Source organism: Amycolatopsis sp. MEPSY49, assembly GCF_051337345.1.
GTDB lineage: Bacteria > Actinomycetota > Actinomycetes > Mycobacteriales > Pseudonocardiaceae > Amycolatopsis.
The window spans coordinates 121016-147795 of the sequence record NZ_JBDLYJ010000003.1 but is presented as its reverse complement, the minus strand read 5'-3'; the positions used below and the strand labels follow the sequence as shown (position 1 = coordinate 147795).

General features: G+C 70.4%; 28 protein-coding genes and 2 tRNA genes. 11 read left to right on the top strand and 19 right to left on the bottom strand.

The window, feature by feature from the left end:
• Positions 1–50 precede the first annotated feature (50 nt).
• Complete coding sequence (locus tag ABFJ78_RS15365) at positions 51–899, bottom strand: alpha/beta fold hydrolase (RefSeq protein WP_436386953.1); 849 nt, start codon at positions 897–899, stop codon at positions 51–53.
• The gene (locus tag ABFJ78_RS15360) at positions 896–1318 is read right to left on the bottom strand and encodes a helix-turn-helix domain-containing protein (RefSeq protein WP_436386951.1); all 423 of its coding nucleotides are present in this window, start codon (positions 1316–1318) and stop codon (positions 896–898) included. Before ABFJ78_RS15360 ends, ABFJ78_RS15365 begins: the two co-directional genes overlap by 4 nt.
• A 158-nt stretch (positions 1319–1476) precedes the next feature.
• Between ABFJ78_RS15360 and ABFJ78_RS15355 the strand changes: the two genes are divergently transcribed.
• Positions 1477–1893 carry a hypothetical protein gene (locus tag ABFJ78_RS15355; RefSeq protein ID WP_372666549.1) on the top strand — a complete coding sequence of 139 codons (417 nt, stop codon included), beginning with the start codon at positions 1477–1479 and terminating at the stop codon, positions 1891–1893.
• Between the two features lie 59 nt (positions 1894–1952).
• On the opposite strand, the gene ABFJ78_RS15350 is transcribed toward ABFJ78_RS15355, so the two are convergent.
• From ABFJ78_RS15350 to ABFJ78_RS15340, 3 genes are all read right to left on the bottom strand, one after another.
• Positions 1953–2120, bottom strand: a complete 168-nt coding sequence (locus tag ABFJ78_RS15350; protein WP_436386949.1) for a hypothetical protein — start codon at positions 2118–2120, stop codon at positions 1953–1955.
• A gap of 132 nt (positions 2121–2252) precedes the next feature.
• Positions 2253–2795 carry a type 1 glutamine amidotransferase domain-containing protein gene (locus ABFJ78_RS15345; RefSeq protein ID WP_086671592.1) on the bottom strand — a complete coding sequence of 181 codons (543 nt, stop codon included), beginning with the start codon at positions 2793–2795 and terminating at the stop codon, positions 2253–2255.
• Positions 2796–2872: 77 nt separating this feature from the next.
• Complete coding sequence (locus ABFJ78_RS15340) at positions 2873–4426, bottom strand: SpoIIE family protein phosphatase (protein WP_436386947.1); 1554 nt, start codon at positions 4424–4426, stop codon at positions 2873–2875.
• 139 nt (positions 4427–4565) lie between these two features.
• Between ABFJ78_RS15340 and ABFJ78_RS15335 the strand changes: the two genes are divergently transcribed.
• Positions 4566–9230 carry a HAMP domain-containing protein gene (locus ABFJ78_RS15335; RefSeq protein WP_436387783.1) on the top strand — a complete coding sequence of 1555 codons (4665 nt, stop codon included), beginning with the start codon at positions 4566–4568 and terminating at the stop codon, positions 9228–9230.
• On the opposite strand, the gene ABFJ78_RS15330 is transcribed toward ABFJ78_RS15335, so the two are convergent.
• Positions 9182–9255 (bottom strand) — tRNA-Gly (locus tag ABFJ78_RS15330). The genes ABFJ78_RS15335 and ABFJ78_RS15330 overlap by 49 nt on opposite strands.
• A gap of 78 nt (positions 9256–9333) precedes the next feature.
• Here ABFJ78_RS15330 and ABFJ78_RS15325 point away from each other — a divergent pair.
• Positions 9334–9410 (top strand) — tRNA-Pro (locus tag ABFJ78_RS15325).
• 166 nt (positions 9411–9576) lie between these two features.
• On the opposite strand, the gene ABFJ78_RS15320 is transcribed toward ABFJ78_RS15325, so the two are convergent.
• Entirely contained in the window at positions 9577–9957 is a 381-nt protein-coding gene (locus ABFJ78_RS15320) for a hypothetical protein (protein ID WP_436386946.1), read from the bottom strand.
• A gap of 211 nt (positions 9958–10168) precedes the next feature.
• On the opposite strand from ABFJ78_RS15320, the gene ABFJ78_RS15315 reads away from it, so the two are divergent.
• Positions 10169–10303 carry a hypothetical protein gene (locus ABFJ78_RS15315; protein ID WP_436386944.1) on the top strand — a complete coding sequence of 45 codons (135 nt, stop codon included), beginning with the start codon at positions 10169–10171 and terminating at the stop codon, positions 10301–10303.
• Positions 10304–10409: 106 nt separating this feature from the next.
• Here ABFJ78_RS15315 and ABFJ78_RS15310 read toward each other — a convergent pair whose 3' ends face one another.
• Positions 10410–11216 (bottom strand): haloalkane dehalogenase, encoded by an 807-nt coding sequence (locus tag ABFJ78_RS15310; RefSeq protein ID WP_436386943.1) that lies wholly within the window; start codon positions 11214–11216, stop codon positions 10410–10412.
• Positions 11213–11992, bottom strand: coding sequence for an NAD(P)H-binding protein (locus ABFJ78_RS15305; RefSeq protein WP_436387782.1), 780 nt, complete (start codon positions 11990–11992; stop codon positions 11213–11215). Before ABFJ78_RS15305 ends, ABFJ78_RS15310 begins: the two co-directional genes overlap by 4 nt.
• A 67-nt stretch (positions 11993–12059) precedes the next feature.
• Between ABFJ78_RS15305 and ABFJ78_RS15300 the strand changes: the two genes are divergently transcribed.
• On the top strand, positions 12060–12419 hold the full coding sequence (locus tag ABFJ78_RS15300) for a winged helix-turn-helix transcriptional regulator (RefSeq protein WP_436386941.1): 360 nt from the start codon (positions 12060–12062) through the stop codon (positions 12417–12419).
• Here ABFJ78_RS15300 and ABFJ78_RS15295 read toward each other — a convergent pair.
• From ABFJ78_RS15295 to ABFJ78_RS15285, 3 genes are all read right to left on the bottom strand, one after another.
• Positions 12398–13966, bottom strand: a complete 1569-nt coding sequence (locus tag ABFJ78_RS15295; protein WP_436386940.1) for a carbohydrate-binding protein — start codon at positions 13964–13966, stop codon at positions 12398–12400. The genes ABFJ78_RS15300 and ABFJ78_RS15295 overlap by 22 nt on opposite strands.
• Before the next feature lie 116 nt (positions 13967–14082).
• Complete coding sequence (locus ABFJ78_RS15290) at positions 14083–14529, bottom strand: nuclear transport factor 2 family protein (protein ID WP_436386938.1); 447 nt, start codon at positions 14527–14529, stop codon at positions 14083–14085.
• Between the two features lie 5 nt (positions 14530–14534).
• Complete coding sequence (locus ABFJ78_RS15285; protein ID WP_436386937.1) at positions 14535–15410, bottom strand: LLM class F420-dependent oxidoreductase; 876 nt, start codon at positions 15408–15410, stop codon at positions 14535–14537.
• A 147-nt stretch (positions 15411–15557) separates the two neighbouring features.
• Here ABFJ78_RS15285 and ABFJ78_RS15280 point away from each other — a divergent pair, with 147 nt between their 5' ends.
• Positions 15558–16376 (top strand): hypothetical protein, encoded by an 819-nt coding sequence (locus tag ABFJ78_RS15280; RefSeq protein ID WP_436386935.1) that lies wholly within the window; start codon positions 15558–15560, stop codon positions 16374–16376.
• A gap of 103 nt (positions 16377–16479) precedes the next feature.
• Here the strand turns inward: ABFJ78_RS15280 and ABFJ78_RS15275 are convergent, their stop codons facing one another.
• Positions 16480–17289 carry an Fpg/Nei family DNA glycosylase gene (locus ABFJ78_RS15275; protein WP_436386934.1) on the bottom strand — a complete coding sequence of 270 codons (810 nt, stop codon included), beginning with the start codon at positions 17287–17289 and terminating at the stop codon, positions 16480–16482.
• Positions 17289–17762, bottom strand: coding sequence for a ribose-5-phosphate isomerase (locus ABFJ78_RS15270; protein ID WP_436386932.1), 474 nt, complete (start codon positions 17760–17762; stop codon positions 17289–17291). The genes ABFJ78_RS15275 and ABFJ78_RS15270 overlap by 1 nt, the downstream gene beginning before the upstream one ends.
• Positions 17763–17806: 44 nt before the next feature.
• On the opposite strand from ABFJ78_RS15270, the gene ABFJ78_RS15265 reads away from it, so the two are divergent.
• Both ABFJ78_RS15265 and ABFJ78_RS15260 read left to right on the top strand, forming a co-directional pair.
• The gene (locus ABFJ78_RS15265) at positions 17807–18529 is read left to right on the top strand and encodes a 2-phosphosulfolactate phosphatase (protein WP_436386931.1); all 723 of its coding nucleotides are present in this window, start codon (positions 17807–17809) and stop codon (positions 18527–18529) included.
• Positions 18526–19335, top strand: coding sequence for an MBL fold metallo-hydrolase (locus ABFJ78_RS15260; RefSeq protein ID WP_436386929.1), 810 nt, complete (start codon positions 18526–18528; stop codon positions 19333–19335). Before ABFJ78_RS15265 ends, ABFJ78_RS15260 begins: the two co-directional genes overlap by 4 nt.
• 60 nt (positions 19336–19395) lie before the next feature.
• Here the strand turns inward: ABFJ78_RS15260 and ABFJ78_RS15255 are convergent, their stop codons facing one another.
• Complete coding sequence (locus tag ABFJ78_RS15255) at positions 19396–20016, bottom strand: mycothiol-dependent nitroreductase Rv2466c family protein (RefSeq protein WP_436386928.1); 621 nt, start codon at positions 20014–20016, stop codon at positions 19396–19398.
• A gap of 163 nt (positions 20017–20179) precedes the next feature.
• On the opposite strand from ABFJ78_RS15255, the gene pepN reads away from it, so the two are divergent.
• The gene (gene pepN / locus ABFJ78_RS15250; protein ID WP_436387781.1) at positions 20180–22747 is read left to right on the top strand and encodes an aminopeptidase N; all 2568 of its coding nucleotides are present in this window, start codon (positions 20180–20182) and stop codon (positions 22745–22747) included.
• Positions 22748–22801: 54 nt separating this feature from the next.
• Here the strand turns inward: pepN and ABFJ78_RS15245 are convergent, their stop codons facing one another.
• From ABFJ78_RS15245 to ctaJ, 3 genes are all read right to left on the bottom strand, one after another.
• Positions 22802–23107, bottom strand: coding sequence for a hypothetical protein (locus ABFJ78_RS15245; RefSeq protein WP_436386926.1), 306 nt, complete (start codon positions 23105–23107; stop codon positions 22802–22804).
• Between the two features lie 178 nt (positions 23108–23285).
• A complete protein-coding gene (locus tag ABFJ78_RS15240; protein WP_436386924.1) occupies positions 23286–23774 on the bottom strand; it encodes a DUF5130 family protein in 489 nt (162 codons plus the stop codon).
• The gene (gene ctaJ / locus ABFJ78_RS15235; protein WP_372666532.1) at positions 23761–24015 is read right to left on the bottom strand and encodes an aa3-type cytochrome oxidase subunit CtaJ; all 255 of its coding nucleotides are present in this window, start codon (positions 24013–24015) and stop codon (positions 23761–23763) included. Before ctaJ ends, ABFJ78_RS15240 begins: the two co-directional genes overlap by 14 nt.
• Before the next feature lie 278 nt (positions 24016–24293).
• Between ctaJ and ABFJ78_RS15230 the strand changes: the two genes are divergently transcribed.
• Positions 24294–24665 carry a hypothetical protein gene (locus ABFJ78_RS15230; protein ID WP_436386922.1) on the top strand — a complete coding sequence of 124 codons (372 nt, stop codon included), beginning with the start codon at positions 24294–24296 and terminating at the stop codon, positions 24663–24665.
• 170 nt (positions 24666–24835) lie between these two features.
• Here the strand turns inward: ABFJ78_RS15230 and ABFJ78_RS15225 are convergent, their stop codons facing one another.
• Complete coding sequence (locus ABFJ78_RS15225; protein ID WP_329044121.1) at positions 24836–25333, bottom strand: HNH endonuclease; 498 nt, start codon at positions 25331–25333, stop codon at positions 24836–24838.
• A gap of 358 nt (positions 25334–25691) precedes the next feature.
• Between ABFJ78_RS15225 and ABFJ78_RS15220 the strand changes: the two genes are divergently transcribed.
• Positions 25692–26681 (top strand): mechanosensitive ion channel family protein, encoded by a 990-nt coding sequence (locus tag ABFJ78_RS15220; protein WP_436386921.1) that lies wholly within the window; start codon positions 25692–25694, stop codon positions 26679–26681.
• Positions 26682–26780 lie beyond the last annotated feature (99 nt).

The following is a 26780-nucleotide window of genomic DNA, read 5'->3' as shown; positions in this document are numbered from 1 at the left end:
GTGTCGCGCGGGACGGGGTTGCGCCGTCTCGCGAGGTTCCACCGCGCGGCTCAGCGGGTGGCGGAACCCGCCAGGAAGGCCGCGGCGGCCTCCGCCCAGCCGGGCAGGAAGTGCCCGGCGTCCTCGGTCAGCCGGACGTCGGCGCCGGGCCGGGCTTCCCGGAGCTTCGCGGCGGCGTCGCGCTGGTCCAGCAGGACGTCACGCGCACCGAAATGAGCCTGCACGGGCATCGCGAGTTCGCGCAGCCGCTCGGCCGGGAAGACCGGGATCGCGGCCAGCCGCGGCTTGAAGTGCTCGAACGTCGCCAGGGTGAACTCGCCGAGCGCGCGCCGCCCCGGGTCGGCGGGGCCGCCTTTCGCGACCATGGCCAGCGACCGGCGCCGTCCCCAGCCGCCGAACAGGCTGTAGGCGGCGAACTTGACCAGCGGCGCCACCCGGCGGCGGCCGATCCCGGACGGGTTGACCAGCACCAGGCTTGTCACGCGTTCCGGCCGGGTCAACGCGTAGTCGAGCGCCCACCAGCCGCCCAGCGATGTGCCGAGGAAGGCGGCTTCGGCGAGGCCGGCCGCGTCGAGGACGTCGTCGAGCCAGCCGGCGTACGCCCCGAGCGGCGGCCGCGCTTCGACGGTCCGGCCCGGCTCCCCGGGGGCGTCCACGGCGTGGATGCGGAGGTCTTTCGCGAGTGTCTCGACATCGGGCAGCCAGTGCGCGGCCGTCCCGCCGGAGCCCTGCAGCGCGACGACCGGCGGCGCGTCCACCGGGCCGGAGACGACGGCGAAGGTCGCACCGACGCGGGTCTCGAAGGTGCGCGTCTCGGACGGCACGGGCCAGTGCCCGAGGAGGGCGTCGTACCGCTGCCGGACCAGCTCGGCGCCTTCGCGCGAACGGTAGACGGTCATGCCAGGCCTTCGGTGAACGAGGCGACGAACCGCAGCAGGTCGGCGCCGGCGGCGAGGTCGCCGAGCACGATGATCTTCACGGTGGCGCGGTCCGGGTCGTAGATGGTCTCGACGCGCAGGGGCCGCTCGCCGGCGTCGCGCGGGCCGTTCACCGAGGCCACGACGACGGTGGCGATCCGGTCGGCGGTCGCCCGGTCGACACCGGAAACCTCGGCGACGCTCGAAAGTTCGGCGACGGGCCGGTCCGGCCGCGGTTCCGTCACCGGCAACCCGGTGAAGGCCTCGAGATCGTCGGCGGCGATGCGGTACTGCTTGCCGATCCGGACGGCCTTGAGGCGCCCGTCCCGGACGTAGTTCCGGACCGTCCGGACGTGCAGCCCGAGCTTCGCGGCGACCTGTTCGACGGAGAAGACCTCCATGACCCTCCTTGCGTTCCGCAAACTACCGTATCACGAGGGTCACCAGGGAAGTTTGCGGAACTCGCGGTTCGCTCACCCGGGTGAGGGGTATTCCAGACTGTTGCTTCCGCTCGCCCCAGATACGTCCACATCGGACAGTCGAAAGGACGGCGCCGACGATGCCGTATCCCCCGCCCCAGGAGCCGTACGAACCGCGGTACGAAGAGGCTCAGGCCGAAGAAGTCGTGGAACGAACCCATCCGCGCATCCGGATCGTGCGCACGGTCAACGCCCTGATCCACCTCGTGTGCGCGGTGTTCGCGCTGGTGCTCGCCGTCCACATCGTGCTGGTGCTGGGCGAGGCGAACATGGCGAACGGCTTCGCGCACCTGATCAACGAGTGGTCCGCGGGCGTGTCCCTGGGCCTGCGCAACCTGTTCACGCCGGATTCGGAGAAGCTGGCGACGTTCTTGAACGACGGCCTCGCGGCGGTGATCTGGCTGGTCATCGGCGCGATCCTGACGGACGTGATCACGCGGATCGGCGTGCCGGGGCCCCGGCGGGTCTGGTACCGCCGCGGTTACCGCTACCACTGACCGGCAACGAAGAAGGCCTCCCCGGTACTCCCGGGGAGGCCTTCTTCACGTCCGGGCGATTAGCTGGGACGACCCTGTTCGACAACCGGTTGCTCGGGCTGCGACTCGGGCTCCGGCCGCGCCTCGGCGGAGTCGGCGCCCCGGGGTGCGGGGACGCCCTGGGCGGCGGCGACCACGTCGAAGTGCTCCCGGCACCAGCGGCCGTAACGGCGGGCCTGCACTGTCATCGCGTCCACCTCCTCTCCACGGGCGGATCGGGCGGTCCTGGTCACACCCCCAGCGTCCTCCGCCGGGGCACCGAAAGCCAACAGATTTAAGCGGGACTTAACACACGGCCGGGTGAATGTCTACAAAGGACTTCAGCCCGCGAACTCCCGCACGACCGTCCGGCAGAACGCCGGCAGGTCGTCCGGATTGCGGCTGGAGACCAAGCCGTTGTCGACTACCACCTCTTCGTCGACGACGGTCGCCCCGGCGTTACGCAGGTCGGTGCGGATGCTCGGGTACGACGTCAGCGTGCGGCCACGGACGACATCCGCTTCGACGAGCGTCCACGGACCGTGGCAGATCACCCCGACGGGCTTGCCCGCGCGCACGAAGTCGCCGGCGAACTTGACCGCCGCGCCGTCCGTGCGCAGGTTGTCGGGGTTCATCGTGCCGCCCGGGAGCAGCAGCGCGTCGAAGTCGCCGACCTCGACGTCGGCCACCTTGCGGTCGACCGGGAACCGGTCGCCCTTGTCGATGTCGCCGTTCATCGCCTGGATCTCGCCGGTGTCCAGGGACACCAGCTCCACCGTCGCGCCCTCGTCGAGGACGGCCTGGCGCGGCTTCTCCAGTTCGACCTGTTCGACGCCGTCCGCGGCCAGGATCGCGACGCGGCGACCTTGCAGTGAGTTCGCCATGGGACTCCTGTCGTGGGGATCAATGCAACGGAAGAATTACCCGCTCGAATCCCGGTCAAACCAGGTCCACAATGGACTTACTCGGAGCACTCCACGGCCAGTACCGCGATGTCGTCGTGGGCCGAACTGCCCAGCCAATCGCGCACGGCCTGACGCAGCCGCCGCACCACCTCGCGGGCCGGCTGCCCCGCCGCGGTCGCCAAAACCGCGCGCAGCCGGTCGTCGCCGAACAGCTCCGTCTGGTCGTGGCGGTTGCGGGCCTCGGTGATGCCGTCGGTGTACAGGAGGCAGACGTCGCCGCGCTCGAGCCGCACCCGCGCCTCGGCGAACCGGGCCTGCGGCGAGATGCCGACCAGCGTCCCCGGGACGGTGACCTCCTCGACGACGCCGGCCCCGCGGACGATCAGCGGCGCCGGGTGCCCGCCGGAGGCCAGCGTCAGGTCGACGCCGCCGTCGGACGGCCGGGCCGACCCCAGCACCAGCGTCGCGAACCGGCTGCTGCCGCCGGCGATGAGCAGTTCGTTGAGCAACCGCAGCAGCGTCCGGCCGTCGCGTTCGACCATGGCGAGCGCGGTCAGCGCGTGCCGGACGCGCCCGGTCAGCGCCGCGGCTTCGGCGCCCTTGCCGCAGATGTCGCCGAGCACGAGGAACGCGCTGCCGTCGTCGTGCGCGAGGACGTCGAAGAAGTCGCCGCCGACCGCGAGCACCCCGCCGGCCGGCTCGTACCAGGTCTCGAACCGCGCGCCGTCCAGCTCGGGCGGGTCGACCGGGCGCAGCGTGGTCTCCAGCCCGCGCGTGGCCTCCTCCTGGCGGGCGTAGCGTTGCGCGTTGACCAGCGCCGTCCCGGCCGCCTTGGCGAACTCCACCACCGCGCGGACCTGCTCGGCGCCGAAGTCCGGGTCGGCGCGGCGGCCCAGCAGCAGCGCGCCGGTGACGCCGGCGCTCGCGCTCGGGCCCAGCGACACCACCGCGACCTCGGCGTGCCCGGCGAACCGGTCGGCCACGACCGGGGGCAGGGTCGCCAGCTCCGGCGCGGGGACCGGGGCGAGCTCCGGCCTGCCGGTGGCCGCGAACGTCGCCGCCAGCACCGGGGCGACCTGCGGCGGGACCCGGCGGATCCGGCCGTGGCCGTGGGACGACGGGCGTTCGCAGCTCCACCACTCCCACCGGCCGCGGGTGGTCGGCAGCAGCACGAAGACGGTCTCGGCCAGCGCGGACGCGGCCAGCTCGGCGATCACCCGCGCGGTGCCGTGGCGCCCGCGCGCGGCGGCCAGCCGGGGGCCGGCCTCGGCGAGGAAGTCGCCGACGTGCCGCTGCGGGACGTCCTCTGCCGGGACGGTCCAGGAATGCCAGCCGCCGGGCAGGGCGCGGATCCGGGCGGGACGACGATTACCCGTGACCTCGACATGCCCCGAGGTCTCCGCGATCGCGTGCAGCCGGGGCTCGGCGCCGCCGGTCAGCGTCCGCGCGGCCGGGTTCGCCCAGCGCAGCACGCCATCCGCGTCCTGGAGGAACACCGCGTCGCGCACGTCTTCGAGGACGGCCCGCCCGAAGGCGTCGAGGCCCGGCGGTGCGTCCTCACCGGTCATCGGTGGCAGGGCCGCCGACGCCGGGGCCGGACGTGACACCATGCACGGACCTCCTGCCTCCGGACTGCTATCGCACGGCTACCGCGTGAGCGGGCGGACTGGCTCGAAGTGTAGGGCGAATCATGACACGCTGGGTCGTGGACCATGGCTGGCGCATGCGTGGTGGAGAGGGTCGGCACACATGACAACGGAATCCCAGAGCGAGGCGGCGGCGCTGGAGCGGCTGCTCGTGGCGGTGCGGGATCTCGGGGACGGCAACTTCCGCCGGCGGCTCGTCCCGCACGGCGACGGCATCTCGGCGCAGCTCGCGGTCGCGTTCAACGACATCGCCGAACGCAACCAGCGGCTGGTCAGCGAGCTGCTGCGGGTGCGCGCGGCGGTCGGCCAGGACGGCAGGCTCAGCGAACGGCTGGAGACCGAGGTCGGTCCCGGCGGCTGGAACACGGCCGTCGAGAGCGTGAACGGCCTGATCGAGGACCTGACCCGGCCCACGATCGAGCTCGACCGGGTGCTCGGCGCCGTCGCCGAGGGCGACCTCTCCCAGCCGATGACCCTGACCTTGGACGGCCGTCCGTTGCAGGGCGCGTACGCGACGCTGGCCAAGACGGTCAACGGCCTCATCGCGCAGCTGTCGCGCTTCGCCGCCGAAGTGACGAGGCTCTCCCGCGAGATCGCGGGTGAGGGACGTCTCGGCGGCCAGGCGGTCGTCCCGGGCGTGTCCGGCACCTGGCGCGACCTGACCGACTCGGTCAACTTCATGGCCGACAACCTGACCGAGCAGGTCCGGAACATCGCCCAGGTCACCACCGCCGTCGCGCGCGGCGACCTGACCCAGAAGATCAACGTCGACGCCCGCGGCGAGATCCTGGAGCTCAAGAACACCATCAACACCATGGTGGACCAGCTGTCGTCGTTCGCCGACGAGGTCACCCGCGTCTCGCGCGAGGTCGGCTCCGACGGCAAGCTCGGCGGTCAGGCCCAGGTGCCGGGCGTCGCCGGGACGTGGCGCGACCTCACCGACTCGGTCAACCTGATGGCCGACAACCTGACCGACCAGGTCCGCGGGATCTCCCAGGTGGCGACCGCGGTGGCCAACGGCGACCTGACGAAGAAGATCGACGTCGACGCCCGCGGCGAGATCCTGCAGCTGAAGAACACGCTGAACACGATGGTCGACCAGCTCTCGGCGTTCGCCGGCGAGGTCACCCGCGTCGCGCGCGAGGTCGGCAGCGAGGGCAAGCTGGGCGGACAGGCCGAGGTGGCCGGCGCGGCCGGGACGTGGCGCAGCCTCACCGACTCGGTCAACCAGATGGCCGACAACCTCACCGACCAGGTCCGGAACATCTCGCACGTGACCACGGCCGTGGCGAAGGGCGACCTGACGCAGAAGATCACCGTCGACGCGCGCGGCGAGTTCTTCGAGCTCAAGACGACGATGAACACGATGGTGGATCAGCTGTCCGCGTTCGCGGACGAAGTCACCCGAGTGGCGCGCGAAGTCGGCACGGAAGGTCAGCTGGGCGGCCAGGCGCAGGTCCCCGGCGTCGCCGGCACCTGGCGCGACCTCACCGGGTCCGTGAACTTCATGGCGAACAACCTGACCACCCAGGTCCGCAACATCGCCCAGGTCGCGACCGCCGTCGCGCGCGGCGACCTGACCCAGAAGATCGCCGTGGACGCGCGCGGCGAGATCCTGGAGCTGAAGGACACCCTCAACACGATGGTGGACCAGCTGTCCGCGTTCGCGGACGAAGTCACCCGAGTGGCGCGCGAAGTCGGCACCGAAGGGAAGCTCGGCGGCCAGGCCGCCGTGCCCGGCGTCGCCGGGACCTGGAAGGACCTGACCGACAACGTCAACTCGATGGCGAACAACCTGACCGACCAGGTCCGGAACATCGCCCAGGTGACGGCGGCGGTCGCGAAGGGCGACCTGACGCAGAAGATCACCGTCGACGCGCGTGGCGAGATCCTCGAGCTCAAGACGACGCTGAACACGATGGTGGATCAGCTGTCCGCGTTCGCGGACGAGGTCACCCGAGTGGCGCGCGAAGTCGGCACCGAAGGCATCCTCGGCGGCCAGGCCCGCGTCCGCGGCGTCGCGGGCACGTGGAAGGACCTCACCGACAACGTCAACGTCATGGCCGACAACCTGACCGACCAGGTGCGCAACATCGCCACGGTGGCGAGCGCGGTGGCCAACGGCGACCTGTCGAAGAAGATCCGCATCGAGGCCCAGGGCGAGGTCGCGGCGCTGGCCGAGACGCTGAACGGCATGGTCGAGACGCTGCGCGCGTTCGCCGACGAGGTCACCCGCGTCGCCCGCGAAGTCGGCACCGAAGGCATCCTCGGCGGCCAGGCCCGCGTCCCCGGCGTCGCCGGGACCTGGAAGGACCTGACCGAGAACGTCAACTTCATGGCGCACAACCTGACCAGCCAGGTCCGCAACATCTCGCAGGTCACCACCGCCGTCGCGAAGGGCGACCTGACGAAGAAGATCGACGTCGACGCCCGCGGCGAGATTCTCGAGCTCAAGACCACGATGAACACGATGGTGGACCAGCTCTCGGCGTTCGCCTCGGAGGTCACGCGGGTCGCGCGCGAGGTCGGCACCGAGGGCAAGCTGGGCGGCCAGGCCGAGGTCGACGGCGTGTCGGGCACCTGGCAGCGGCTCACCGAGAGCGTCAACCAGCTGGCCGGCAATCTGACCACGCAGGTCCGCGCGATCGCGCAGGTCGCGACGGCGGTGACGGCGGGCGACCTGACCCGGCACATCACGGTCGACGCGTCCGGCGAGGTCGCCGACCTCAAGGACAACATCAACCAGATGATCGCGAACCTCAAGGAGACGACGAGGACCAACCGCGAGCAGGACTGGCTGAAGACGAACCTCGCGCAGCTGTCGGGCCGGATGCAGGGCCACCGCGACCTGGCGTCGGTCGCGGCGCTGATCCTCTCCGAGCTGGCGCCGCTGGTCCGCGCGCAGCAGGGCGCGTTCTTCCTGGCCCGCGACGACGACCGCGACGGCACGGTGCTCGAGTGCATCGCGGCGTACGGGCTCGCCCAGTCCCGCGCCGGCCTGCGGTTCGCGATCGGCGAGTCGCTGATCGGCCAGGCCGCGGTCGACCACCGCACGATCCTGGTCCACAACGCTCCCCCGGAGTACGCGCTGGTGTCGTCCGGGCTCGGCTCGGCCGCGCCGGTGAACCTGATCGTGCTGCCGGTGCTGTTCCAGGGCGAGGTGCTCGGCGTGCTGGAGCTGGCCTCGGTCAACGAGTTCAGCACGGTCCACCAGGACCTGCTGGAGCAGCTGCGGCACACCATCGGCGTCAACGTGAACACGATCCTGTCGAACTCGCGGACCGAAGCGCTGCTGACGGAGTCGCAGCGCCTGGCGCAGGAGCTGCGGGCGCGGTCGGAGCAGTTGCAGGCCCAGCAGGGCGAGCTGCGGCGGTCCAACACCGAGCTGGCCGAGAAGGCGGCGCTGCTGGCCCAGCAGAACCGCGACATCGAGGTCAAGAACAGCGAGATCGAGCAGGCCCGCCAGGAGCTGGAGGAGCGCGCCGGGCAGCTGACGGTGGCGTCGCAGTACAAGACCGAGTTCATGGCGAACATGTCGCACGAGCTGCGGACGCCGTTGAACAGCGCGTTGATCCTGGCGAAGCTGCTGTCGGAGAACCCGGAAGGGAACCTGACGGAGAAGCAGATCCAGTTCGCGAAGACGATCTACGCGGCCGGGTCGGACCTGCAGCAGCTGATCAACGACATCCTCGACCTGGCGAAGGTCGAAGCGGGCCGGCTGGACCTGCAGATGTCCGACATCACGCTGCCGGAGCTGGTGGACTACGTCGAGTCCCTGTGCCGCCCGCTGACGGCGGACAAGGGCCTGGAGTTCGCGGTCCACATCGACCCGCCGGTGCCGGGCAGCGTCCACACCGACGAGCACCGCCTCCAGCAGATCCTCCGCAACCTGCTGTCGAACGCGGCGAAGTTCACCGACGAGGGCGGCGTCCGCCTGCACATCCGCGCGGCCGACCCGGCGGAGGTCGAGCAGGAGAGTTTGAAGGGCGCGCCGGGCATCATCGCCTTCGCCGTCGAAGACACGGGCATCGGCATCCCCGAGGAGAAGCTGGCGGTCATCTTCGAGGCGTTCCGCCAGGCGGACGGCACGACGAGCCGCAAGTACGGCGGCACGGGCCTGGGGCTCAACATCAGCCAGCAGCTGACGGAGCTCCTCGGGGGTGAGCTGCGGGTGGTGAGCGAGCCGGGCGTCGGTTCGACGTTCACCCTGTACCTCCCGGTGGCGGCGGCCAACCTCGTGGACCCGGCAGTGACGGCGCTGTCGTCCCCGCGGCTGCCGGCGGTGCCGAGCACGGTCCTGGTGGCGGCCCCCGACGTCACACCGAAGCGCTTCCACGGCGAGAAGGTCCTGATCGTCGACGACGACCTGCGGAACGTGTTCGCGCTGGCAGCGGTCCTGGAACAGGCAGGCTTGGAGGTCGTCTACGCGGAGACGGGCGTGGACGGAATCAGGGCCCTGGAGCGCCACGAGGACACGGCACTGGTCCTGATGGACGTGATGATGCCGGAGTTGGACGGCAACGCGACGATCGCGGCCATCCGCGCCGAAGCGACCAACGCGGACCTGCCGGTGATCGCGGTCACAGCCAAGGCAACCCCGGAGGACCGGGCAAGGACCCTGGCCAGCGGCGCGGACGACTACATCACGAAGCCAGTGGACACGGACAAGCTACTGGACGTGATCGCGGCGTCCCTGGAGGCGGACGCCGCGTCCTACGGTGGAGCGGGTGACGGGAATCGAACCCGCGTAGCTAGTTTGGAAGACTAGGGCTCTACCATTGAGCTACACCCGCGTGCCCCCGAGGTACCCGGGTGCGAGGTCAGGATAGCGTGACCCGCTAGGCTGATCACACACCCCCCAGGGGGTGTCACGGGATGTGGCGCAGCTTGGTAGCGCATTCGCTTTGGGAGCGAAGGGTCGCAGGTTCAAATCCTGTCATCCCGACCAACACGGAGGGTGGACGAGGGTCCACCCTCCGCACAGGGCACATCAGGAACAGCGGCCCCACTGGCAGCTGTGCCGAGCCGGCGGTCGTCCCAGGTGCTCCGCCTCCTTGCACCACGCACACTTGGACTTGCCGGCTTTGACGCAAGCACACATTTTTTGCCTCCAGTCATCGATCACGGACGATGCGGCTTCGTTCCTGCGCCGAGACAGTCCCGGCTTCCGGCACTTTGAGTTCCGGTATCGCTCGCTGGTACCCGATGCGGAAAATCTTCCGCACAGCGCGGCCCTTGAACGACGTCGCCGCTTTCCAGGGACAGCGCGACATCCCGAGTGCCGACAACACAACCCACGTCACCAGCACCGGCAACCAGTAAATCGACTTCAACCACATGAGGACGAAGAACACGGGGTTGCGCAGAAGAAACTCGTGCCACGTGACGCCTTGCTCGTGTTTGATCTCGGTCAGGCCCGCCCGTCGCGAGTAGATCGCCCAACTCACGAAGACACCCACCAAGTACGCGAGCCCGAAAAAGGTTGCGGCATTCATGTCGACTCTCCGAGACGGTTCTGTCGTATGGAACGACGGGCAAGTCGCCAACCCCTCGAAAGCTGTTACAGCTCACGGCCACCCGCCACCCAGTCGCCCCTGCCAGGTCTCGAACACGTATCGCTTCCCGGGTATCCGCAACACACTGAACACCGAAAGACGACTGGAGCATCGCGAGCCGCACGGCTCGCCCACGGAAAGGCGGTTGGCGATGCCCAGAAACCCCGAGACCTGGCCGGAGAAATCCGGCGAACAGAAGCCCAAGGAACGCCGCGACCTGAGCAGAGAGCTCGGCAAGGCTGCCCTGAAGAACACCGTGCAGAAAGACGGCAAGCCCCGTCGGTAGCACCTGAAGCCGATCACGGCCGGCAGCCGCCGAACGCGCATTATGCTGTCCCCGGATGGCTCGAACCGGCATCGCGGATGTCTATTCGAGCCGTCCGGGCACGAGCTCACGAAGATGAGGACGCAGCCGCGAGACGCCCACCGGCCAGCCAGCTCGCCAACGTCGCGGCGATGCGCTCCGGCTGATCCTCCGGCGCGTGGTGACCCGCCACCACTGGGTGGTGGGCCACCTTCAGTGCCGCGAAGTTCGCCGTCATCCAGTCGATCATCGGTGGGGTCAGCATTGTGTCCTGGGCCGGGTCGAACGTCATCAGGAGCTTCGGCACCTCCGGCGAGGACGCCAGCCAGTTGTCGAATGCCTCGATCCAGGACACCACCGACGCCGGCTCGCCGCCCAATGGCATTGAACGGGCCCAGCTCAGCAACGGGATTCGGGACTCCGCTGTCGGGTACATACCTTCGTACTCCGGCGGGAGCGACTTCAGGAACATGTCGATCATCGGGTCGGCGGCCCCCGGGGTCTTGAGCGCGCGGAACACCTCTGCTCCCGCCGGTGGGAACTCCTCCCACGTCATCGGCTTCAGGACCGCTTCCGTGAACGCCAGACCGCGGACCCGGGACGGGTGTCGTGACGCCCAGTCCGCCGCCAGTGCTCCGCCCCAGTCGTGGCCCACCAGGACCACTTCCTCCAACGACAGCGCGTCGAACCACTCCTCCAAGTAGCGCGCATGGTCGGCGAACGTGTACTCGATGGACGGCCGCGGGGAGGCGCCCATGCCGATCAGGTCCGGGGCCAGCCTGCGGCCCGGTACCGCCGGGATCACCTTGCGCCACAAGTGCGACGATGTCGGGTTGCCGTGCAGGAACACTACCGGCGCGCCAGTCCCTACGTCTACATAGGACAGTTCGGTCACTTGAACGCCACCGCGTTTCGCGCGGCCCACTCCGAGAACGGACGCGGTGGGCGGCCCAGCACCCGTGACACGTCCGGGCTCACCCGCTGCTCCGCCGGCGACGGCGTCCCCAAGATGTCCAGCGTTGCCTCCGCCACCTCGGCGGGCATGAAGGTCGTGAACACGGAAAACGCTTCCGAACGCGTCTGCGAGACGAACTCCACCGGCTCCCCCAGCGCCTCGCCGATCGCCGCCGCCTGGTCGCGGGGGGTCACCGAGGATGGGCCCGTCAGTTCGTACGTCCGACCCGCGTGCGAGGCGTCCGTCAAAGCCGCCGCTGCCACCGCCGCGATGTCCGACGGGTCGATCACCGGCAACCCGACGTCTCCGAACGGAGCCGAGATCGTCCGCGATGAACGCACGCTTTCGGCCCACTGGAACGCATTCGACGCGAACCCGCCCGGACGTAGGATCGTCCATTCCAGACCCGACGCCCGGATCGCTTCCTCGAAGAACGCGGGGTGGCGGCCCGTTCCGACACCCTGCGACGACAACAACACGACTCGCGCACCGTCGATCTGGTCCAGCACCGGCGCAAGCGGCCCCTGGAAACCCGGCGGCAGCAGCAAGAACACCGCCGACGCACCCTCGAAAGCCGGCCGCAGCGCTGCCGCGTCCGTCAAGTCCGCCGAAACCGGCCCCCGGCGGGACACCGCCCGCACCTCTTCACCTGCCGCCGTCAATGCTTCCACCAACGGCCGTCCGACGTTGCCCGTCGCTCCCATGACTGTGATCATGCGAGCGACGCTACATTCCGACGTATAGTAGGTACCTAGAGGAAAGTAATGGCTGGAGGCCTCGAAAGTGACCGAAACCACACCCGAGCTGGCCTGTCCGATCGCCCCCGTGGTCGACATCGTCTTCAGCCGCTGGACGACGCCGATCCTGTGGACGCTCAACGAGTACGGGCGCCAGCGGTTCGTCGAACTCGAGCGGCGCATCGCCACCATCACCCCGAAGGTGCTCACCCAGCGGCTGCGCCAGATGGAACGCGACGGCCTGATCACCCGGACCTACCACGCCGAAGTCCCGCCGCGCGTCGAGTACGAGATCAGCGAACTCGGCCGCAGCCTCGGCCCGCTGTTCGCGACCCTGGCCGAGTGGTCGCCGAACCTCGACAAGGTCGAGGCCGCCCGGGTCGCCTACGACGCCAAGTCCAGGTAGTCCAGGTTCGCCGGACCGTCGGACGTCGTCGCCGTGAGGCGGATCGTGTGCGGACCCGCGCCCAAGGTCACCGGACGCGACACCGTGCTCCACGTCGTCCACGCGCCGGTCGGCGGGAACGGCACCCCCGCGGCCACCACCGCCCCGTCGATCGTGACGTCCACCGGGCGCGCCGCCGTCGTGCCGTTCGCGTAGCCGAACGTCAGCGCCGACGCCGGCCCCGTCACCTGCCACTCGACGTAACTGCCCGCCGCGTTTGCGCCGTTCGCGAAGCCTGTCCCGGAGAAGCCCGCGTGGTTCGAGTCCACCGTGCCGCCCGCCGACAGCGAAGCCGACTCGGCCTCGTAGCGCGTCGAACCACCGGCGCGAGACACGCGGTACAGCACCGTCGCGTGCGAGGGCACCGAAGCGCTGATCGTCCCCGGCGTGGTGCGGACCGCCTTGCTCCACAAGTCCTTCAGCGTGTACGACGACGCGCCGCCGATCCCCGTCGCCGACGCGGTGGTGCTGATCGTCGCCGTCGCTGCCGTCTCGTTGGACAGCGCCACCGCGCGGTCGCCGTTGGCGAGCACCTTGCTGTACACGACCAGGCCGCCGTTCGAACTCAGCACCGTCGCCTGCTTGCCCAGCGGATCCTGGTCGAGCGCGATCACGTCGGTGTTCTTGAGGATCGAGAAGCTGTCGTCGGACACCTTGCGCAGGTCGCTGCCGATGAGCAGCGGCGCGGCCATCATCGCCCAGAGGCTGAAGTGCGTCCGGTACTCGGCCGCGGTCATGCCGCCGTTGCCGACCTCCAGCATGTCCGGGTCGTTCCAGTGCCCGGGGCCGGCGTACTGCGCGAGGCCGCGGTTGGCCTGCGCCTTGCCGATCATGCTCGACCACTTGTCGGAGATGTCGCCGGTGGTGCGCCACAGGTTGCCGACCGGCGCGGCCCAGGTCCACGGCTTGTTCTGGCCCCACTCGCAGATCGAGTACGCGATCGGGCGGCCGGACTTCGCGAGCGCGTCCCGCATCGCCTTGTACCGCTGCTGCGCGTCGACGCCCTGGTTGTTGCAGTTGTCGTACTTCAGGTAGTCGACGCCCCAGGAGGCGAAGAGGTTCGCGTCCTGCTGCTCGTGGCCGAGCGCGCCGGGGAAGCCCGCCTTGTTGCACGTGTGCGTCCCCGCGCTGGTGTAGATGCCGAACTTCAGCCCCTTCCCGTGGACGTAGTCGGCGAGCGCCTTGATACCGTGCGGGAAGCGCGCCGGGTCCGGGACGAGGTCGCCCTGGGCGTTCCGGTCCGGCAGCGCCCAGCAGTCGTCGATGTTGACGTAGGTGTAGCCGGCGTCCTTGAGCCCCTTGCTCACGAAGATGTCGGCGATACCTCGGATCATCGTCTCGGTGAAGTCGGCCTTGCACTGCGTGGAGTTCCAGTTGTTGAACCCCATCGGCGGCGTGCGCAGGAGCCCGTTCTCCAGCGCGGAAGCCGGGGTCTGGCTCAGGACGGTGCCGCCGGCCGCGAGCGCGAACGCGGTCGCGGCGACCGCCGTGCGACGGAGGAAGGACATGCTTGCTCCCTGGTGGAGACATCGGAGGTCTACACCAGTTAGTAAAGAGTCCTGCCTAACCCGAGGTCAAGAGATCATGTATCAGATATGAAACTCGGTTTCCGCTGGCCGGGACGCTACTCCGTCACCTGCCGGGCCGTCGCCATCGCGCGCTCGGTCTCCCAGAACGCCCGCATCGACGTGATCAGGCCGTCCTCGCCGACGCGGTAGACGAACACCCCGTCGGTGTCGACGCGGTAGCCGCCCGGCAGGTACGTCGTGATCGTGCCGACGTTGGCGCACTCGTCCCCCGCCGCGTGGGAGTCGCGGATCGTGAACTCGAAGCGCTCGACGTTGCCGATCGTCTTGTCCCAGAACGCGCTGATCCCGTCGCGGCCGTGGTGCCCCTTGCCCTCCTCGTCGAAGAACGACGGCCCGACGGGGTCCTCGACGACGCCGTCCGGTGCGAACAGCGCCAGCCAGGCTTCCTTGTCCCCCGCCGTCACCGCCGTCATCGAGGCGAACGCCGCGCGCCGCGCGGGCGGCTGCTCCTGCTCGGTGTCCCAGCTGACCTGCACGCCCACGGCCGTCACTCCTCGAACTTCGCGATGATCTCGGTGCCGAACTTGCGGATGGACTCGAGCTTCGGCTCGATCGGCGCGTCGAAGCCGACGCCGTCGAACACCCACGGCATGGTGATGATGTCGGTGACGCCCACTTCGGCCTGTTCTCGGTAGCCGTCGAGGCCGAACTTGTCGATGCAGACGGCCTGGTACTCGAAGGGGTCGTCGGCGCGGCCGCGCTCGGCCAGCAGCTCCTTGATCCGCGCGATGGTGTCGCGCAGCTCCTCCAGCTTCATCATCGCCGAGGACCAGCCGTCGGCGACGCGGGCCGCGCGCTTCAGCGCGACCTCGGTGTGGCCGCCGATGTAGAACGGCACCCGCGACGGCGGCGCCGGGCTCATCTGGATCTTGTCGAAGTCGTAGAACTCGCCGTGGTACTCGACCATCCCGCCGTCGAGGATCAGGCGCAGGACGTCGATGGCCTCGTCGACGCGCTTGCCGCGCCGCTCGAACGGCACGCCGCAGTACTCGAACTCCTGCGGCAGCCAGCCGACGCCGAGCCCGAGGCCGAACCGGCCGCCGGTGAGCACGCTCGCCGAGCCGACCTGGCGCGCCAGCAGCACCGGGTTGCGCGACCCGAGCTTGAGCACCGACGTGTAGAAGTGGATCCGGCTGGTGACCGCGCCCATCGCCGCGGTCGCGACGAGCGGGTCCACCCACGGGGTCTCCGCGGTCCAGAAGCGGCTGCCGTCGGGGGTGTACGGGTAGTCCGTGTCCACCGTTTCGGCGTAGAAGAGCGAGTCCGGCAGGGCGATGGAGGCGAAGCCGGCCTCTTCGGCGGCCCGGGCGAGCTCGCCCAGCTGATCGAGGGGGTTCATCGCGATCGACAGGGTGAACTTCATGGTGTCGAACTATAACGTGTTCTAGTTTCTTCGGCCAGCTCTCGCGGTGTGCCGGATCACTCGCCGGGAACCCTCCGCGTAGCGTCCGCGTTGTCCGAATCAAAGGTGACTTCCGGTCACCGAGCCCCGAACTTCTGGGAGTGGTCCATGGGCACCGCGATCTTCCTGATCGTGCTCGTCGTCGTGATCGTCGGTGGCGGCCTCTATTTCTCGCGGCAGCGCGCCGCGGCCCGGCAGCGGGAGCTCGACGACGCCAAGGCCGACGCCCGGCGCCTGGTCGAGCGGCTCGGCGGCCAGGTCCTCAACCTCAACGGCAACGACACCGCGTCGATGCAGGCGATGGCCGACGCGAGCGAGCGCTACAACGCCGCCGGCTCGCAGCTGGAGCAGGCGCGCACGATCGAGCAGGCCCGGCTGGTGAAGGACACCGCCGTCGAAGGCCTCTACTACGTCCGCGCGGCGCGGGTCGCGATGGGCATGGACCCCGGCCCGCAGCTGCCGGAGGAGGCCGAGCGCGAGCGCGCCGGCAAGGTCACCGAGCGCCGGGACGTCGACGTCGAGGGGCAGCACTACGCCGCCTCGCCCGAGGCCGGCCAGGACACGCCGTACTACTACCCCGGCGGCCGCGTGGCCGGGCGGCCGGTGCCGCAGGGCTGGTACAGCGAGCCGTGGTGGAAGCCCGCGCTCGTCGCCGGTGCTTGGGGCCTCGGGTCGATGTTCCTGTTCAGCGCGATGTTCTCCGGCATGAGCGGCATCGCGAGCGCGTCGGCCTGGGAGTCGGGCTACGACGCGGGGCAGCAGGACGCGCTCGAGTCCGGCGACATGGGCGGCGACGGCGGTGGTGACGGCGGCGGCGACTTCGGTGGCGACGGCGGCGACATGGGCGGCGGCGACTGGGGCGGCGGCGGTTTCGACGGCGGCGGCTTCGACGGTGGAGGCTTCGACGGCGGCGGTTTCGACTTCTGACGCCCGGCTTCAAGCGCCCCAAGGCGGCCTTGGTTGCGTCTGACGCACCGAAGGCCGCCTTCGGTGCGTCAGACGCACCGAAGGCCACATTGGGGCGCTTGGGTCAGGCGGGCTGGCAGGTGGGGCACCAGTAGAGGTTGCGGCCCACCAGCTCCGAGTTCGCCACCGGTGTCCCGCACACCAGGCACGGCTCGCCCGCGCGCCGGTAGACGTAGACCTCGCCGCCGTGGCGGTCCACCCGCGCCGCGCGGCCCATCGCCTCCGGCAGGTGCTCGGGCCGGACCGTGTCGATGCGGCCGACCCGGACGCCGTCGCGCATCAGGACCACCAGGTCGGCCCACATGTCGTCCCACAACGCGCGGTCCAGCGCGCGGCCCGGGGTCAGCGGCGCGACGCCGTGGCGGAACAGCACCTCGGCGCGGTACACGTTCCCGACGCCCGCCAGCACCGCCTGGTCCATCAGCAGCGCCGCGATCGACGTCTTCGAGCGCGAAATGCGCGCCCACGCCTGCTCGGGTTTCGCGTCGCGGCGCAGCGGGTCCGGCCCGAGGCGCGCCTTGATCGCGTCGGCCTGGTCCGGGGCGAGCAGCTCGCAACGCGTCGGCCCCCGCAGGTCCGTCCAGTGCGTCCGGCCGGCCAGCCGCAGCCGGACCTGGCCCACCGGCTCCGGCGCGGGCAGCGGGGACTCGCCGAACGTGCCGTAGAGGCCCAGGTGGATGTGCACGATCCCGGCCGGGCCGTAGTCGTGGAACAGGTGCTTGCCGTACGCCTCGGCGCCGGCGAACACCCGACCGTCCAAACGGGACGCCTCGGTGGCGAACCGGCCCTGCGGGCTGCTCACCGCGACCGGGGCACCGGCGTACCGGCGCTTGTGCAGCCGCGCGAGCCGGTGGAGCGTGTGCCCCTCGGGCATCAGGCCTCCGGCAGCGCCGGCGGCGTCCCGGTGCGCTCGTAGTCCAGCAGCTGCTGGACACGGCGGGCGTGCCGTTCCTCCGGCGAGACCTCGGTCGCCAGGAAGGCTTCGACGATCTCGGTGGCCTGCTCGGCGGTGTGCATCCGGGCGCCGACGCCGATCAGCTGGGCGTGGTTGTGCTCGCGGCACAGCTTCGCGGTCTCGACGCTCCACGCGAGGCCGGCGCGGGCGCCGGGGACCTTGTTGGCGGCGATCTGCTCGCCGTTGCCCGAGCCGCCGACCACGATGCCGCGGCTGCCCTCGTCGGCCACGACGCGCAGCGCCGTCTCGACGCAGAAGGCCGGGTAGTCGTCGGCCGCGTCGTAGACGTGCGGACCGATGTCGGTGACCTCGTGGCCCTGCTTCTCCAGGTGAGCCACCAGGTGGTTCTTCAGCTCGAAACCGGCATGGTCGGATCCCAAGTAGACACGCACGGCTGGAGTCTGCCATCAGGTCCGGTTTCGGGCATGCTCCGGGGGTGGGGATCTGGGAGCAGACCGGGTACGACGTCCGGCTCGACTGGGGCGGCGAAGGCGTGGCCGCGCTCGGCCGGGAATGCGCCGTGCTGGTCGTCGTCGACGTGCTTTCCTTCAGCACCACCACGGATCTCGTGGTCGGCCGCGGCGGGCGCGTGCTGCCGGTGCGGTGGCGCGACGAACGCGGGGTGGCCCAGGCGCGCGCGGCCGGCGCGGTGATCGCGGGCGAGGGCACGTTCACCCTCAGGCCGTCTTCTGTGACGGAAATCCCGCCCGGGACGCTGCTCGCGCTTCCCTCGCCCAACGGCGCCACGCTCTGCGACGCCGCCGCGGCGACCGGCGCGCATGTCCTCGCGGGCTGCCTGCGCAACGCGTCCGCCGTCGCCGCGAAGGCGCACGAACTTGGCGGCCCGGTTGGGCTGGTCGCCGCCGGGGAACGCTGGGGTGTGGACATCTTCGGCCACGGTGAGACGTTCGGGCCGCTGCGGCCCTGCGTCGAAGACCAGGTGGGCGCCGGCGCGATCGCCGCCGCCCTCGCGCGGCTGGGCCGGTCGCTGTCCCCCGAAGCCGCGCTCGCCGCCCGGTCGGTCGACGTCGAAGCCCTCGCGGCCTGCGTGTCCGGCCGGGAGCTGACCGAAGCGGGCCACGGCGGCGACGTCGCGCTGGCCTCCCGGCTCGACGTGAGCGATGCTGCCCCGATGCTGTGTGAAGGAGTACTGGCATGACCGGCCGCTGGATCGAGGTCGCCGACGGCGTACACGCGCGGCGCTACGAGGAGCTGGACCTGACCGTCGGGCTGGTGCTCGGCGCCGACCGCTGCCTGGTCGTCGACACCCGCGGCGACCTGGAGCAGGGCGCCGAGCTGGCGGCGGCGGTCCGCGAGCTGACGCCGCTGCCGTGGTCGGTCGTCTTCACGCACGCGCACTTCGACCACACCTGGGGCACCGAAGCGTTCGGCCCGTGTGCCGTCTGGGCCCACGAAGGCTGCCGCGCCGAGCTGACCGAGTACGCCGAGGCCGCCCGCGCCAAGTGGATCGGCTACTACCGCGAACAGGGCAAGGCGGACACCGCCGACGCCATCGCGCGCACCACGTTCGTGGCGCCGGACCACCTGTTCACCGACCGGACCGAGCTCGACCTAGGGGGCCGGACGGCCGTCCTGCTGCACCCGGGACGTGCCCACACCGACCACGACGTCGTCGTGCACGTGCCGGACGCGGACGTGCTCTTCGCCGGCGACGTCGTCGAGAACGCCGAACACGGCTTCAGCGCGTTCTCGTTCAGCGCCGAGTCGGACCTGACGGCGTGGCCGGACACCTTCGACCGGCTCCTCGAGCTGCGGCCGCGGGTGATCGTGCCCGGCCACGGCGATCCGGTCGACGCCGACTTCGTCCGCTACCACCGCCACGGCCTGCACGAGCTGATCGCGCTCAAGGCCGCCATGGGCCGCGGCGAGACGACCGAGGTGGCCGCCGTGGCAGCCTCCCGCTACCCCAGCGACGTCACCTTGGCCGCCCTCGCCACCCCCTGACGCGGAGCTTTCACGTGAAAGTGCCGACCTGGGGGCCGCACTTTCACGTGAAAGTGCGGCTCAGTTGAAGTTGAGGTCGCCCGAACGGGTGCGCTTGAGCTCGAAGAAGTCCGGGTAGCTGGACAGCGCGACGGCGCCGTCGAACACCTTCAGCGCGTCCTCGCCGCGCGGGATCGAGCTGAGCACCGGGCCGAAGAACGCGACGCCGTCGATGTGGATCGTCGGGGTGCCGACGTCCATGCCGACCGGGTCCATGCCCTCGTGGTGGCTCTTCCGCAGCGCCTCGTCGTACTCGGTGGAGTGCGCGGCGTCGTACAGCTCGGCCGGCGCGCCGATGGCGGCCAGGGCTTCCTTGATCACCGCGTCGCGGTCCTTGTTGTCCTGGTTGTGGTAGCGCGTGCCGAACTCGGTGTAGTAGTCCCGCAGCACCTCTTCGCCCTTGAGCTGCGCCAGCGCGACCGCCACGCGCACCGGGCCCCAGCCCTGCGCCAGCGACTCCTTGTACTTCTCCGGCAGCTCGTCGCGGCCCTCGTTGAGCACCGACAGGCTCATGATCCGGAAGTGCAGGTCGAGGTTGCGGTGCTTCTCCACCTCCAGGATCCAGCGCGAGGTGATCCAGGCGAAGGGGCAGATCGGGTCGAAGTAGAAGTCGACCTTCGTGGGCTGCTCGGCAGCGGTCATCAGGCACTCCTGTGCGAAGTCAGGTCCGGTCCCGGGGGCGGGCACACCCCCTCTCAGCGGGCCAACACCTCCGGACGCGGGCTTGTTCCCTTATCGCCCGCCACCCCGTCCCCATGATTGGATGCGGGGAGTTGAAAACCGATACCAACGACCAGAGGTGCCTGTGCCCGCCCCCAACCTGACCCGCGACCAAGCCAAGCTGCGCGCGGACCTGCTCGACGTCACCGGATACGACATCGAGCTGGACCTCACCGACGGCCACGGCGGTCCCGGGGAGAAGACCTTCGCGTCGACGACGACCGTCCGGTTCTCGAGCGCCCGGGCCGGCGAAGACACGTGGGTCGACATCGTCGCCGACCGCGTGCACTCGGCCACCCTGAACGGCGCGGACGTCGACGTCAGCGCGTACGTCGAGGACAAGGGCATCGCGCTCGCCGGCCTGGCCGAGGCGAACGAGCTCACGGTCTCCGCCGACTGCCGGTACATGAACACCGGCGAGGGCCTGCACCGGTTCGTCGACCCGGTCGACGACGGCGTCTACCTGTACACGCAGTTCGAGACGGCCGACGCCAAGCGCATGTTCGCCTGCTTCGACCAGCCCGACCTCAAGTCCGTCTACCGGCTCACCGTGATCGCGCCGAAGGACTGGAAGGTCATCTCGAACACCGCTGCCGAGTCCACCGAGGAGACGCCCGAAGGCGCCGTCCGGACGGTGTTCAAGGAGTCCGAGCGGCTCTCGACGTACCTGGTCGCGCTGATCGCCGGCCCGTACGCCGAGTGGCGCGACGAGTACACCGACGAGCACAAGACCATCCCGCTCGGCATCTACTGCCGCGCCTCGCTGGCCGAGCACATGGACGCGGACAAGCTGTTCACCGAGACCAAGCAGGGTTTCGCGTTCTACCACGAGAAGTTCGGCACGCCCTACCCGTTCTCCAAGTACGACCAGCTGTTCGTGCCGGAGTTCAACGCGGGCGCGATGGAGAACGCCGGCGCGGTGACGTTCCTGGAGGACTACGTCTTCCGCAGCCGTGTCACCCGCTACGCCTACGAGCGGCGCGCCGAGACGCTGCTGCACGAGATGGCGCACATGTGGTTCGGCGACCTGGTGACCATGCGCTGGTGGGACGACCTGTGGCTGAACGAGTCGTTCGCGACCTTCGCGAGCGTCCTGGCCCAGGCCGAGGCCACCGAGTACAAGAACGCGTGGACCAGCTTCGCGAACATCGAGAAGTCGTGGGCCTACCGGCAGGACCAGCTGCCCTCGACGCACCCGATCGCGGCCGACATCGTCGACCTGCACGCGGTCGAGGTGAACTTCGACGGCATCACCTACGCCAAGGGCGCGAGCGTGCTCAAGCAGCTCGTCGCCTACGTCGGGCTCGACCACTTCCTCGACGGCCTGCGGGTGTACTTCGGCAAGCACGCCTGGGGCAACGCGACCCTGGCCGACCTGCTGGGCGCGCTGGAGGAGGCGTCCGGGCGCGACCTGTCGTGGTGGAGCGCGCAGTGGCTGGAGACGACCGGGCTCAACTCGCTGAGCCCGCGCTACGAGGTCGGCGCGGACGGGACGTTCACCTCGTTCGCCGTCGTGCAGTCCGGCGCGAAGCCGGGCGCCGGTGAGCTGCGCACGCACCGCGTCGCCGTCGGGATCTACGACGAGGACGGCTCGGGCAAGATCGTCCGGACCCAGCGCGTCGAGCTGGACGTCGACGGCGAGCGCACCGAGGTGCCGGCCCTGGTCGGGCGGCCCGCGGGCAAGCTCGTGCTGGTCAACGACGACGACCTGACGTACTGCACGATGCGGCTCGACCCGGCGTCGCTGACGACGCTGATCGACCGCGTCGCCGACATCACCGAGCCGCTGCCGCGGACGCTGTGCTGGTCGGCGGCGTGGGAGATGACGCGCGAGGCCGAGCTGAAGGCCCGCGACTTCGTCACGCTGGTGCAGCGCGGCATCCACACGGAGACCGAGGTCGGCGTGGTCCAGCGGCTCCTGCTGCAGGCCCAGACGGCGTTGAACTCCTACGCGGAGCAGGAGTGGGCGGCCTCGACCGGCTGGCCGGCGTTCACCGCGCGGCTGCTGGAACTGGTCCGCGGCGCCGAGCCGGGTTCGGACCACCAGCTGGCGTTCGTCAACTCCCTCTCCGGGTCGGTGCTGGACGCGTCCACATTGGACGTGCTGGCCGGTTGGCTGGACGGGTCGGCGCCGCTGCCGGGCCTCACGGTCGACACGGACCTGCGCTGGCGGCTGCTGCACGCGCTGGTGGCGCACGGCAAGGCGGCGGCGTCCGAAATCGACGCCGAGCTGGCCCGCGACAACACGGCAACGGGCCGCCGCCAGGCCGAGCGCGCACGGGCGCTGCGCCCGACGGCGGAGGCCAAGGCCGACGCGTGGCAGCGCGCGGTGTACGACGACGAGCTGCCGAACGCGGTCAGCGACTCGCTGATCTCGGGCTTCTCGCACCCGGGCCAGAAGGCGCTGCTGGGCTCGTACGTCGCCCAGTACTTCCAGGTGATCGACGAGGTGTGGCAGCGGCGGTCCAGCGAGCGGGCGCAGCCGATCGCGATCGGGCTGTACCCGTCGTGGGCGGTGGACTCGGCGACGGTGACGGCGTCGGACGAGTGGCTGGCCGGCGAGCACTCGCAGGCGCTGCGGCGGTTGGTTTCGGAGGGCCGGGCGGGGATCGTGCGCGCCTTGGCGGCGCGGGACTTCGACAGCCAGGGCTGATCGGACGTAAACGGGCCCCGCACCAGCCGGTGCGGGGCCCTTTTCGTGCCTACGTCAGCGGCGCTTCTCGGTCTCTCGAGGCCGGCCGGACGACATGAAAGGGTCGTTCATGTCGTCTGACGAGGTGAACGACCCGTTCATGACATGCGGGCGACCGGATCGGCCGCGCTGACCTGACTTTGCCGGGACCCTGACTTCCGGCGCGGTGAACGAGTCGTTCACCGCGCCATGCCGGTTGGTCCCATGCTCCGGCTTGCGCCGGCGGAGTGCCGGGGCGCCGCCGATGACCGTGCGGGTCTTGGCGGCGCGGGACTTCGGCGCGCAGGCCTGACTTCGAGGCGGCGGGTCGTGCTCCGGCACGGCCCGCCCTCCCTGGGGGCTGCCCCCGCTTCCAGCGTATCGGCGGTGGCCGTCGAAATGCTTCGGCGAGCGCGATCGGCCGCCCGGTTGTCCACATCACAGCCACGCTGTGCACAACCTGACCGGACGAAAAGAGCCCCGTACCTCGGTGAGGTGCGGGGCTCTTCGTCAAGACACCTCAGCGGGGCGCGGGGCCCGCCTGGTCGGACAGCATGCGCAGCGCGTTCACCAGGCCGTTCACCAGCCCGCGCACCAGGTCGCCCTCCTTGAAGGACGCCACCATGCTCGCCACCGCCAGCTTGCAGCCGCGGTCGGGCAGCCGGACGTACGCCGTCTTGCCCGTCACGATCTCGATCAGCTTCTCGCCCGGCGAGACCGCGATCAGGACCGAGTTCGCCGGGTTCGACGTCGTCGCGTGGAGCTTCTCCGCCGCCGCGCGGCTGTCCGCCCCCAGCTCGCCGAGGTACAGGCTGAAGTCGAGGCCGGTCTCGCGGCTCGCGAACGTCAGCGCCTCGTCCAGGCGGCTCAGCTGGCGGGTGTTGAACGGGCTCGTCGGCGCCTCGGGCTCGTACATCTTCGCGGCCGACACGCGACCGCTCGACGTCAAAGCCTCGCCGTAGCCCAGTTCGGACTCGTCGACGCGCTTCGTCAGCTCACCAGTTGCCACGAGCGCCTCCCGCCGCGGTCGGGGCGCCCTCGGGCGCGCTGTTCTCGGCGCCGGCGTGCCGGTGCCCGGCACCGACCCCTTCGGGGTTGGCGCTCCACCACATGGCCGGGTACTCCCAAGCCTGGCCGGACCGGTACCGCGGAGCCCCACCGGACCTGCGCCGGAGCGTCAGCAGCCCGGCGAGACCGTAGATGGCCAGCGGGATCACGGCGAAGACCACGATCGTCTCGACAACGTTCACGGCGCTGAGCGTATCGGATGACCTCCACGGCCACCGCGCGCGGCGCACTCGACCGTTCGTCGTAAGCCGGATGCCGTCCGCCGCTTGGCTCGCGGCCACTGGAACGTTGGGGCGAAGACCGTCGGGCCGAAAGGTTGCAACTCAACGTACAGGCGGCCGCACCCGCCGCTGTCGTCTTGTCGCAGCCTTGAAATCCTCGTAGCTTTTTCACCTGTACGGGCCTTGCGCCCCGCTCCCCAGCCCCAGCAGGTAACGCACCGGTCCCAGGAGGCCTTGCCATGAACAGCGCCCACACCCCCGCACAGGCGATCACCGAGACCTTCTCGTCACCGAGCGACACCGAATTCGTGCCCGGCACCCGTGTGACGGCGGGCACAAGGGTTACCCGGGGTACACGCGTCACTCGCGGTACACGTGTGACGGCCGGAACGCGCGTCACGGCGGGCACCCGGGTGACGGCCGGCACCCGCGTCACCCGCGGTACGCGGGTCACCAGGGGCACCCGGGTCACGATGGGCACCCGGGTCACGGCGGGCACGCGCGTCACCTGCGGCACTCGTGTCACGCGAGGCACCCGTGTGACCCGCGGCACGCGCGTCACCATGGGGACCCGCGTCACCCGCCAGAGCGACTACGCGCTCGCTGCCTGAACCCGTACTCCAGGGCCGCACGCACTACCTGAACACGCGCAAGCACCCGGCTCGCCCCGGCCGCCGCAAGGCAGCCGGGGCGCCGTTATGCGTGGGCTCCGCCGGCTGTGCTCATCCGGGGCTGCGCCCCGGGCCGGGGGCTCCGCCACCCGGAACCCCCGAAACCGGAGTCAAGCCGCGGAGCCCAGATACGGACGCCAAAGCGGATCGGCCTCCTTGGAGTGCGCGAGCAGCCGCCAGTGCGGGCCGTGGGGCGCCCGCGGGACGACCCGCAGCCGCCAGCCGATCTCCGAGAGCAGCCGGTCCGCCTTGCGGTGGTTGCACTTGGCGCAGCAGGCGACGCAGTTCGTCCAGGCGTGGGGTCCGCCACGGCTGCGCGGGATGACGTGGTCGATCGTCTCGGCCCGCCCTCCGCAGTAGGCGCAGCGGTACCGGTCGCGGTGCATCAGCCCGGCGCGGGTGAGCGGCACCTGCGCCCGGTAGGGCACGCGCACGTACGTGCTGAGCCGGATCACCGAGGGCACCGGCAGCGACACCTTGGCCGAATGCAGCTCGATGCCGCCCGGATCGCCGTGCACCACTTCGGCCTTGCCGCACATCACCAGCACCACGGCCCGCCGCAGCGGTAGCGCGGTCAGCGGCTCGAAAGTGGCGTTGAGCAGGAGCACCCGGCGCCGGCCCCAGGCCGGGGCTGCCGGATCCCGCCCTCTACTACGCTGTCCGGGCGGGCGGGTAACTCCCCCTGGGCGGTTCCCCGTCCCGGCCGGGACGGCTCCGCCGGATGCGGAACCCCCCGGATAGGCGCGCAGGACCACCTCTGGCGTCTCGTCGGCCATGGCTTGGCCGGAGGCGCCGCGGGGGCTGGGTTGTCGGTCTGGCACTCGACCACCTCCAGGGGCGTAGGCATAGTCGACCACAGAACAGGCCCCCAGCGCACGTGTGTTACAAGACGTGTCACATCCGCGCGACCCAACATCCACTTACAGTTGGGCTCCCCGACCTGATCGGAAGGATGATCGAACTCCCGTGTCCCCCTTGCTCACCGCCGCCGGCCAGACGCCGTGCATCACCGACGCGTCCACCTTGTGCTTCCAGGTGTACAAGGCCACCGGCAACGAGTGGCTCGCCGGCTCGACGAACTGGCTGCTGACCAAGCCGCTCAAGATCCTGATGATCATCGTGATCGCGTTCGTGGTGCGGTTGCTGATCAGACGGCTGATCAACCGGGTCACCACCCTGCCGCGCGGCAGCGGGAAGCTCCCCGCCCTGCTGCGCCCCCTGCGCGAGCGCGCCCCCGAGGTGCTCGGCTCCGCGGTGATCGAACGCCGCCGCCAGCGCGCCCAGACCATCGGCTCGGTGCTCAAGTCGATGTCGACGTTCCTGGTCTACGGCCTCGCGTTCATCCTCGTGCTGGGCGAGCTGGGCCTGAACCTCGGCCCGATCATCGCGTCGGCCGGCATCATCGGCGTCGCGATCGGGTTCGGCGCGCAGAACCTCGTCAAGGACTTCCTGTCCGGCATCTTCATGATGGTCGAGGACCAGTACGGCGTCGGCGACGTCGTGGACATCGGCGAGGCGACCGGCACCGTCGAGGCGGTCGGCCTGCGGATCACCACGCTGCGCGACCTCAAGGGCACGGTCTGGTACGTCCGCAACGGCGAGGTGCTGCGCGTGGGCAACTCGAGCCAGGGCTTCGCGGTCGCGGTCGTCGACGTCCCCCTCGGCTACACCGCCGACGTCGAGCGCGCGACCACGGTGCTCGGCGAGACGGCCGCGGCGGCCGCGGAAAGCGACCTGCTCAAGGACAACGTCCTGGAGCCGCCGGAGATGCTGGGCGTGGAAAGCGTCACACCGGAGGGCATCCAGCTGCGCCTGACCGTCAAGGTGCGGCCGGGCAAGCAGTGGGCGGTCCAGCGGGCGCTGCGCGCCCAGTTGCTCGCGGCCCTGGAAGAGGCGGGTTTCGAGCCCCCGCTCGGCCGGCTGTTCCCCAGTGCGGCCCCGGCCATCGAGAAGTAGCGGGTCGGGCCCGGGCCGTGAGCTGTCTCACGACTCGGGCTCCGTCGTTACGCTGGGAAGCGGGTTCACGACCTTCCGGGCACGGGCGGACCGGGCGTC

What these genes read in the sequence shown, in the direction of transcription:
- ABFJ78_RS15365 (WP_436386953.1), bottom strand. Translation starts at nt 899, where the DNA reads ATGACCGTCTACCGTTCGCGCGAAGGCGCCGAGCTGGTCCGGCAGCGG.
- ABFJ78_RS15360 (WP_436386951.1), bottom strand. Translation starts at nt 1,318, where the DNA reads ATGGAGGTCTTCTCCGTCGAACAGGTCGCCGCGAAGCTCGGGCTGCAC.
- ABFJ78_RS15355 (WP_372666549.1), top strand. Translation starts at nt 1,477, where the DNA reads ATGCCGTATCCCCCGCCCCAGGAGCCGTACGAACCGCGGTACGAAGAG.
- ABFJ78_RS15350 (WP_436386949.1), bottom strand. Translation starts at nt 2,120, where the DNA reads ATGACAGTGCAGGCCCGCCGTTACGGCCGCTGGTGCCGGGAGCACTTC.
- ABFJ78_RS15345 (WP_086671592.1), bottom strand. Translation starts at nt 2,795, where the DNA reads ATGGCGAACTCACTGCAAGGTCGCCGCGTCGCGATCCTGGCCGCGGAC.
- ABFJ78_RS15340 (WP_436386947.1), bottom strand. Translation starts at nt 4,426, where the DNA reads ATGGTGTCACGTCCGGCCCCGGCGTCGGCGGCCCTGCCACCGATGACC.
- ABFJ78_RS15335 (WP_436387783.1), top strand. Translation starts at nt 4,566, where the DNA reads ATGACAACGGAATCCCAGAGCGAGGCGGCGGCGCTGGAGCGGCTGCTC.
- ABFJ78_RS15320 (WP_436386946.1), bottom strand. Translation starts at nt 9,957, where the DNA reads ATGAATGCCGCAACCTTTTTCGGGCTCGCGTACTTGGTGGGTGTCTTC.
- ABFJ78_RS15315 (WP_436386944.1), top strand. Translation starts at nt 10,169, where the DNA reads ATGCCCAGAAACCCCGAGACCTGGCCGGAGAAATCCGGCGAACAGAAG.
- ABFJ78_RS15305 (WP_436387782.1), bottom strand. Translation starts at nt 11,992, where the DNA reads ATGATCACAGTCATGGGAGCGACGGGCAACGTCGGACGGCCGTTGGTG.
- ABFJ78_RS15295 (WP_436386940.1), bottom strand. Translation starts at nt 13,966, where the DNA reads ATGTCCTTCCTCCGTCGCACGGCGGTCGCCGCGACCGCGTTCGCGCTC.
- ABFJ78_RS15285 (WP_436386937.1), bottom strand. Translation starts at nt 15,410, where the DNA reads ATGAAGTTCACCCTGTCGATCGCGATGAACCCCCTCGATCAGCTGGGC.
- ABFJ78_RS15280 (WP_436386935.1), top strand. Translation starts at nt 15,558, where the DNA reads ATGGGCACCGCGATCTTCCTGATCGTGCTCGTCGTCGTGATCGTCGGT.
- ABFJ78_RS15275 (WP_436386934.1), bottom strand. Translation starts at nt 17,289, where the DNA reads ATGCCCGAGGGGCACACGCTCCACCGGCTCGCGCGGCTGCACAAGCGC.
- ABFJ78_RS15260 (WP_436386929.1), top strand. Translation starts at nt 18,526, where the DNA reads ATGACCGGCCGCTGGATCGAGGTCGCCGACGGCGTACACGCGCGGCGC.
- ABFJ78_RS15255 (WP_436386928.1), bottom strand. Translation starts at nt 20,016, where the DNA reads ATGACCGCTGCCGAGCAGCCCACGAAGGTCGACTTCTACTTCGACCCG.
- ABFJ78_RS15230 (WP_436386922.1), top strand. Translation starts at nt 24,294, where the DNA reads ATGAACAGCGCCCACACCCCCGCACAGGCGATCACCGAGACCTTCTCG.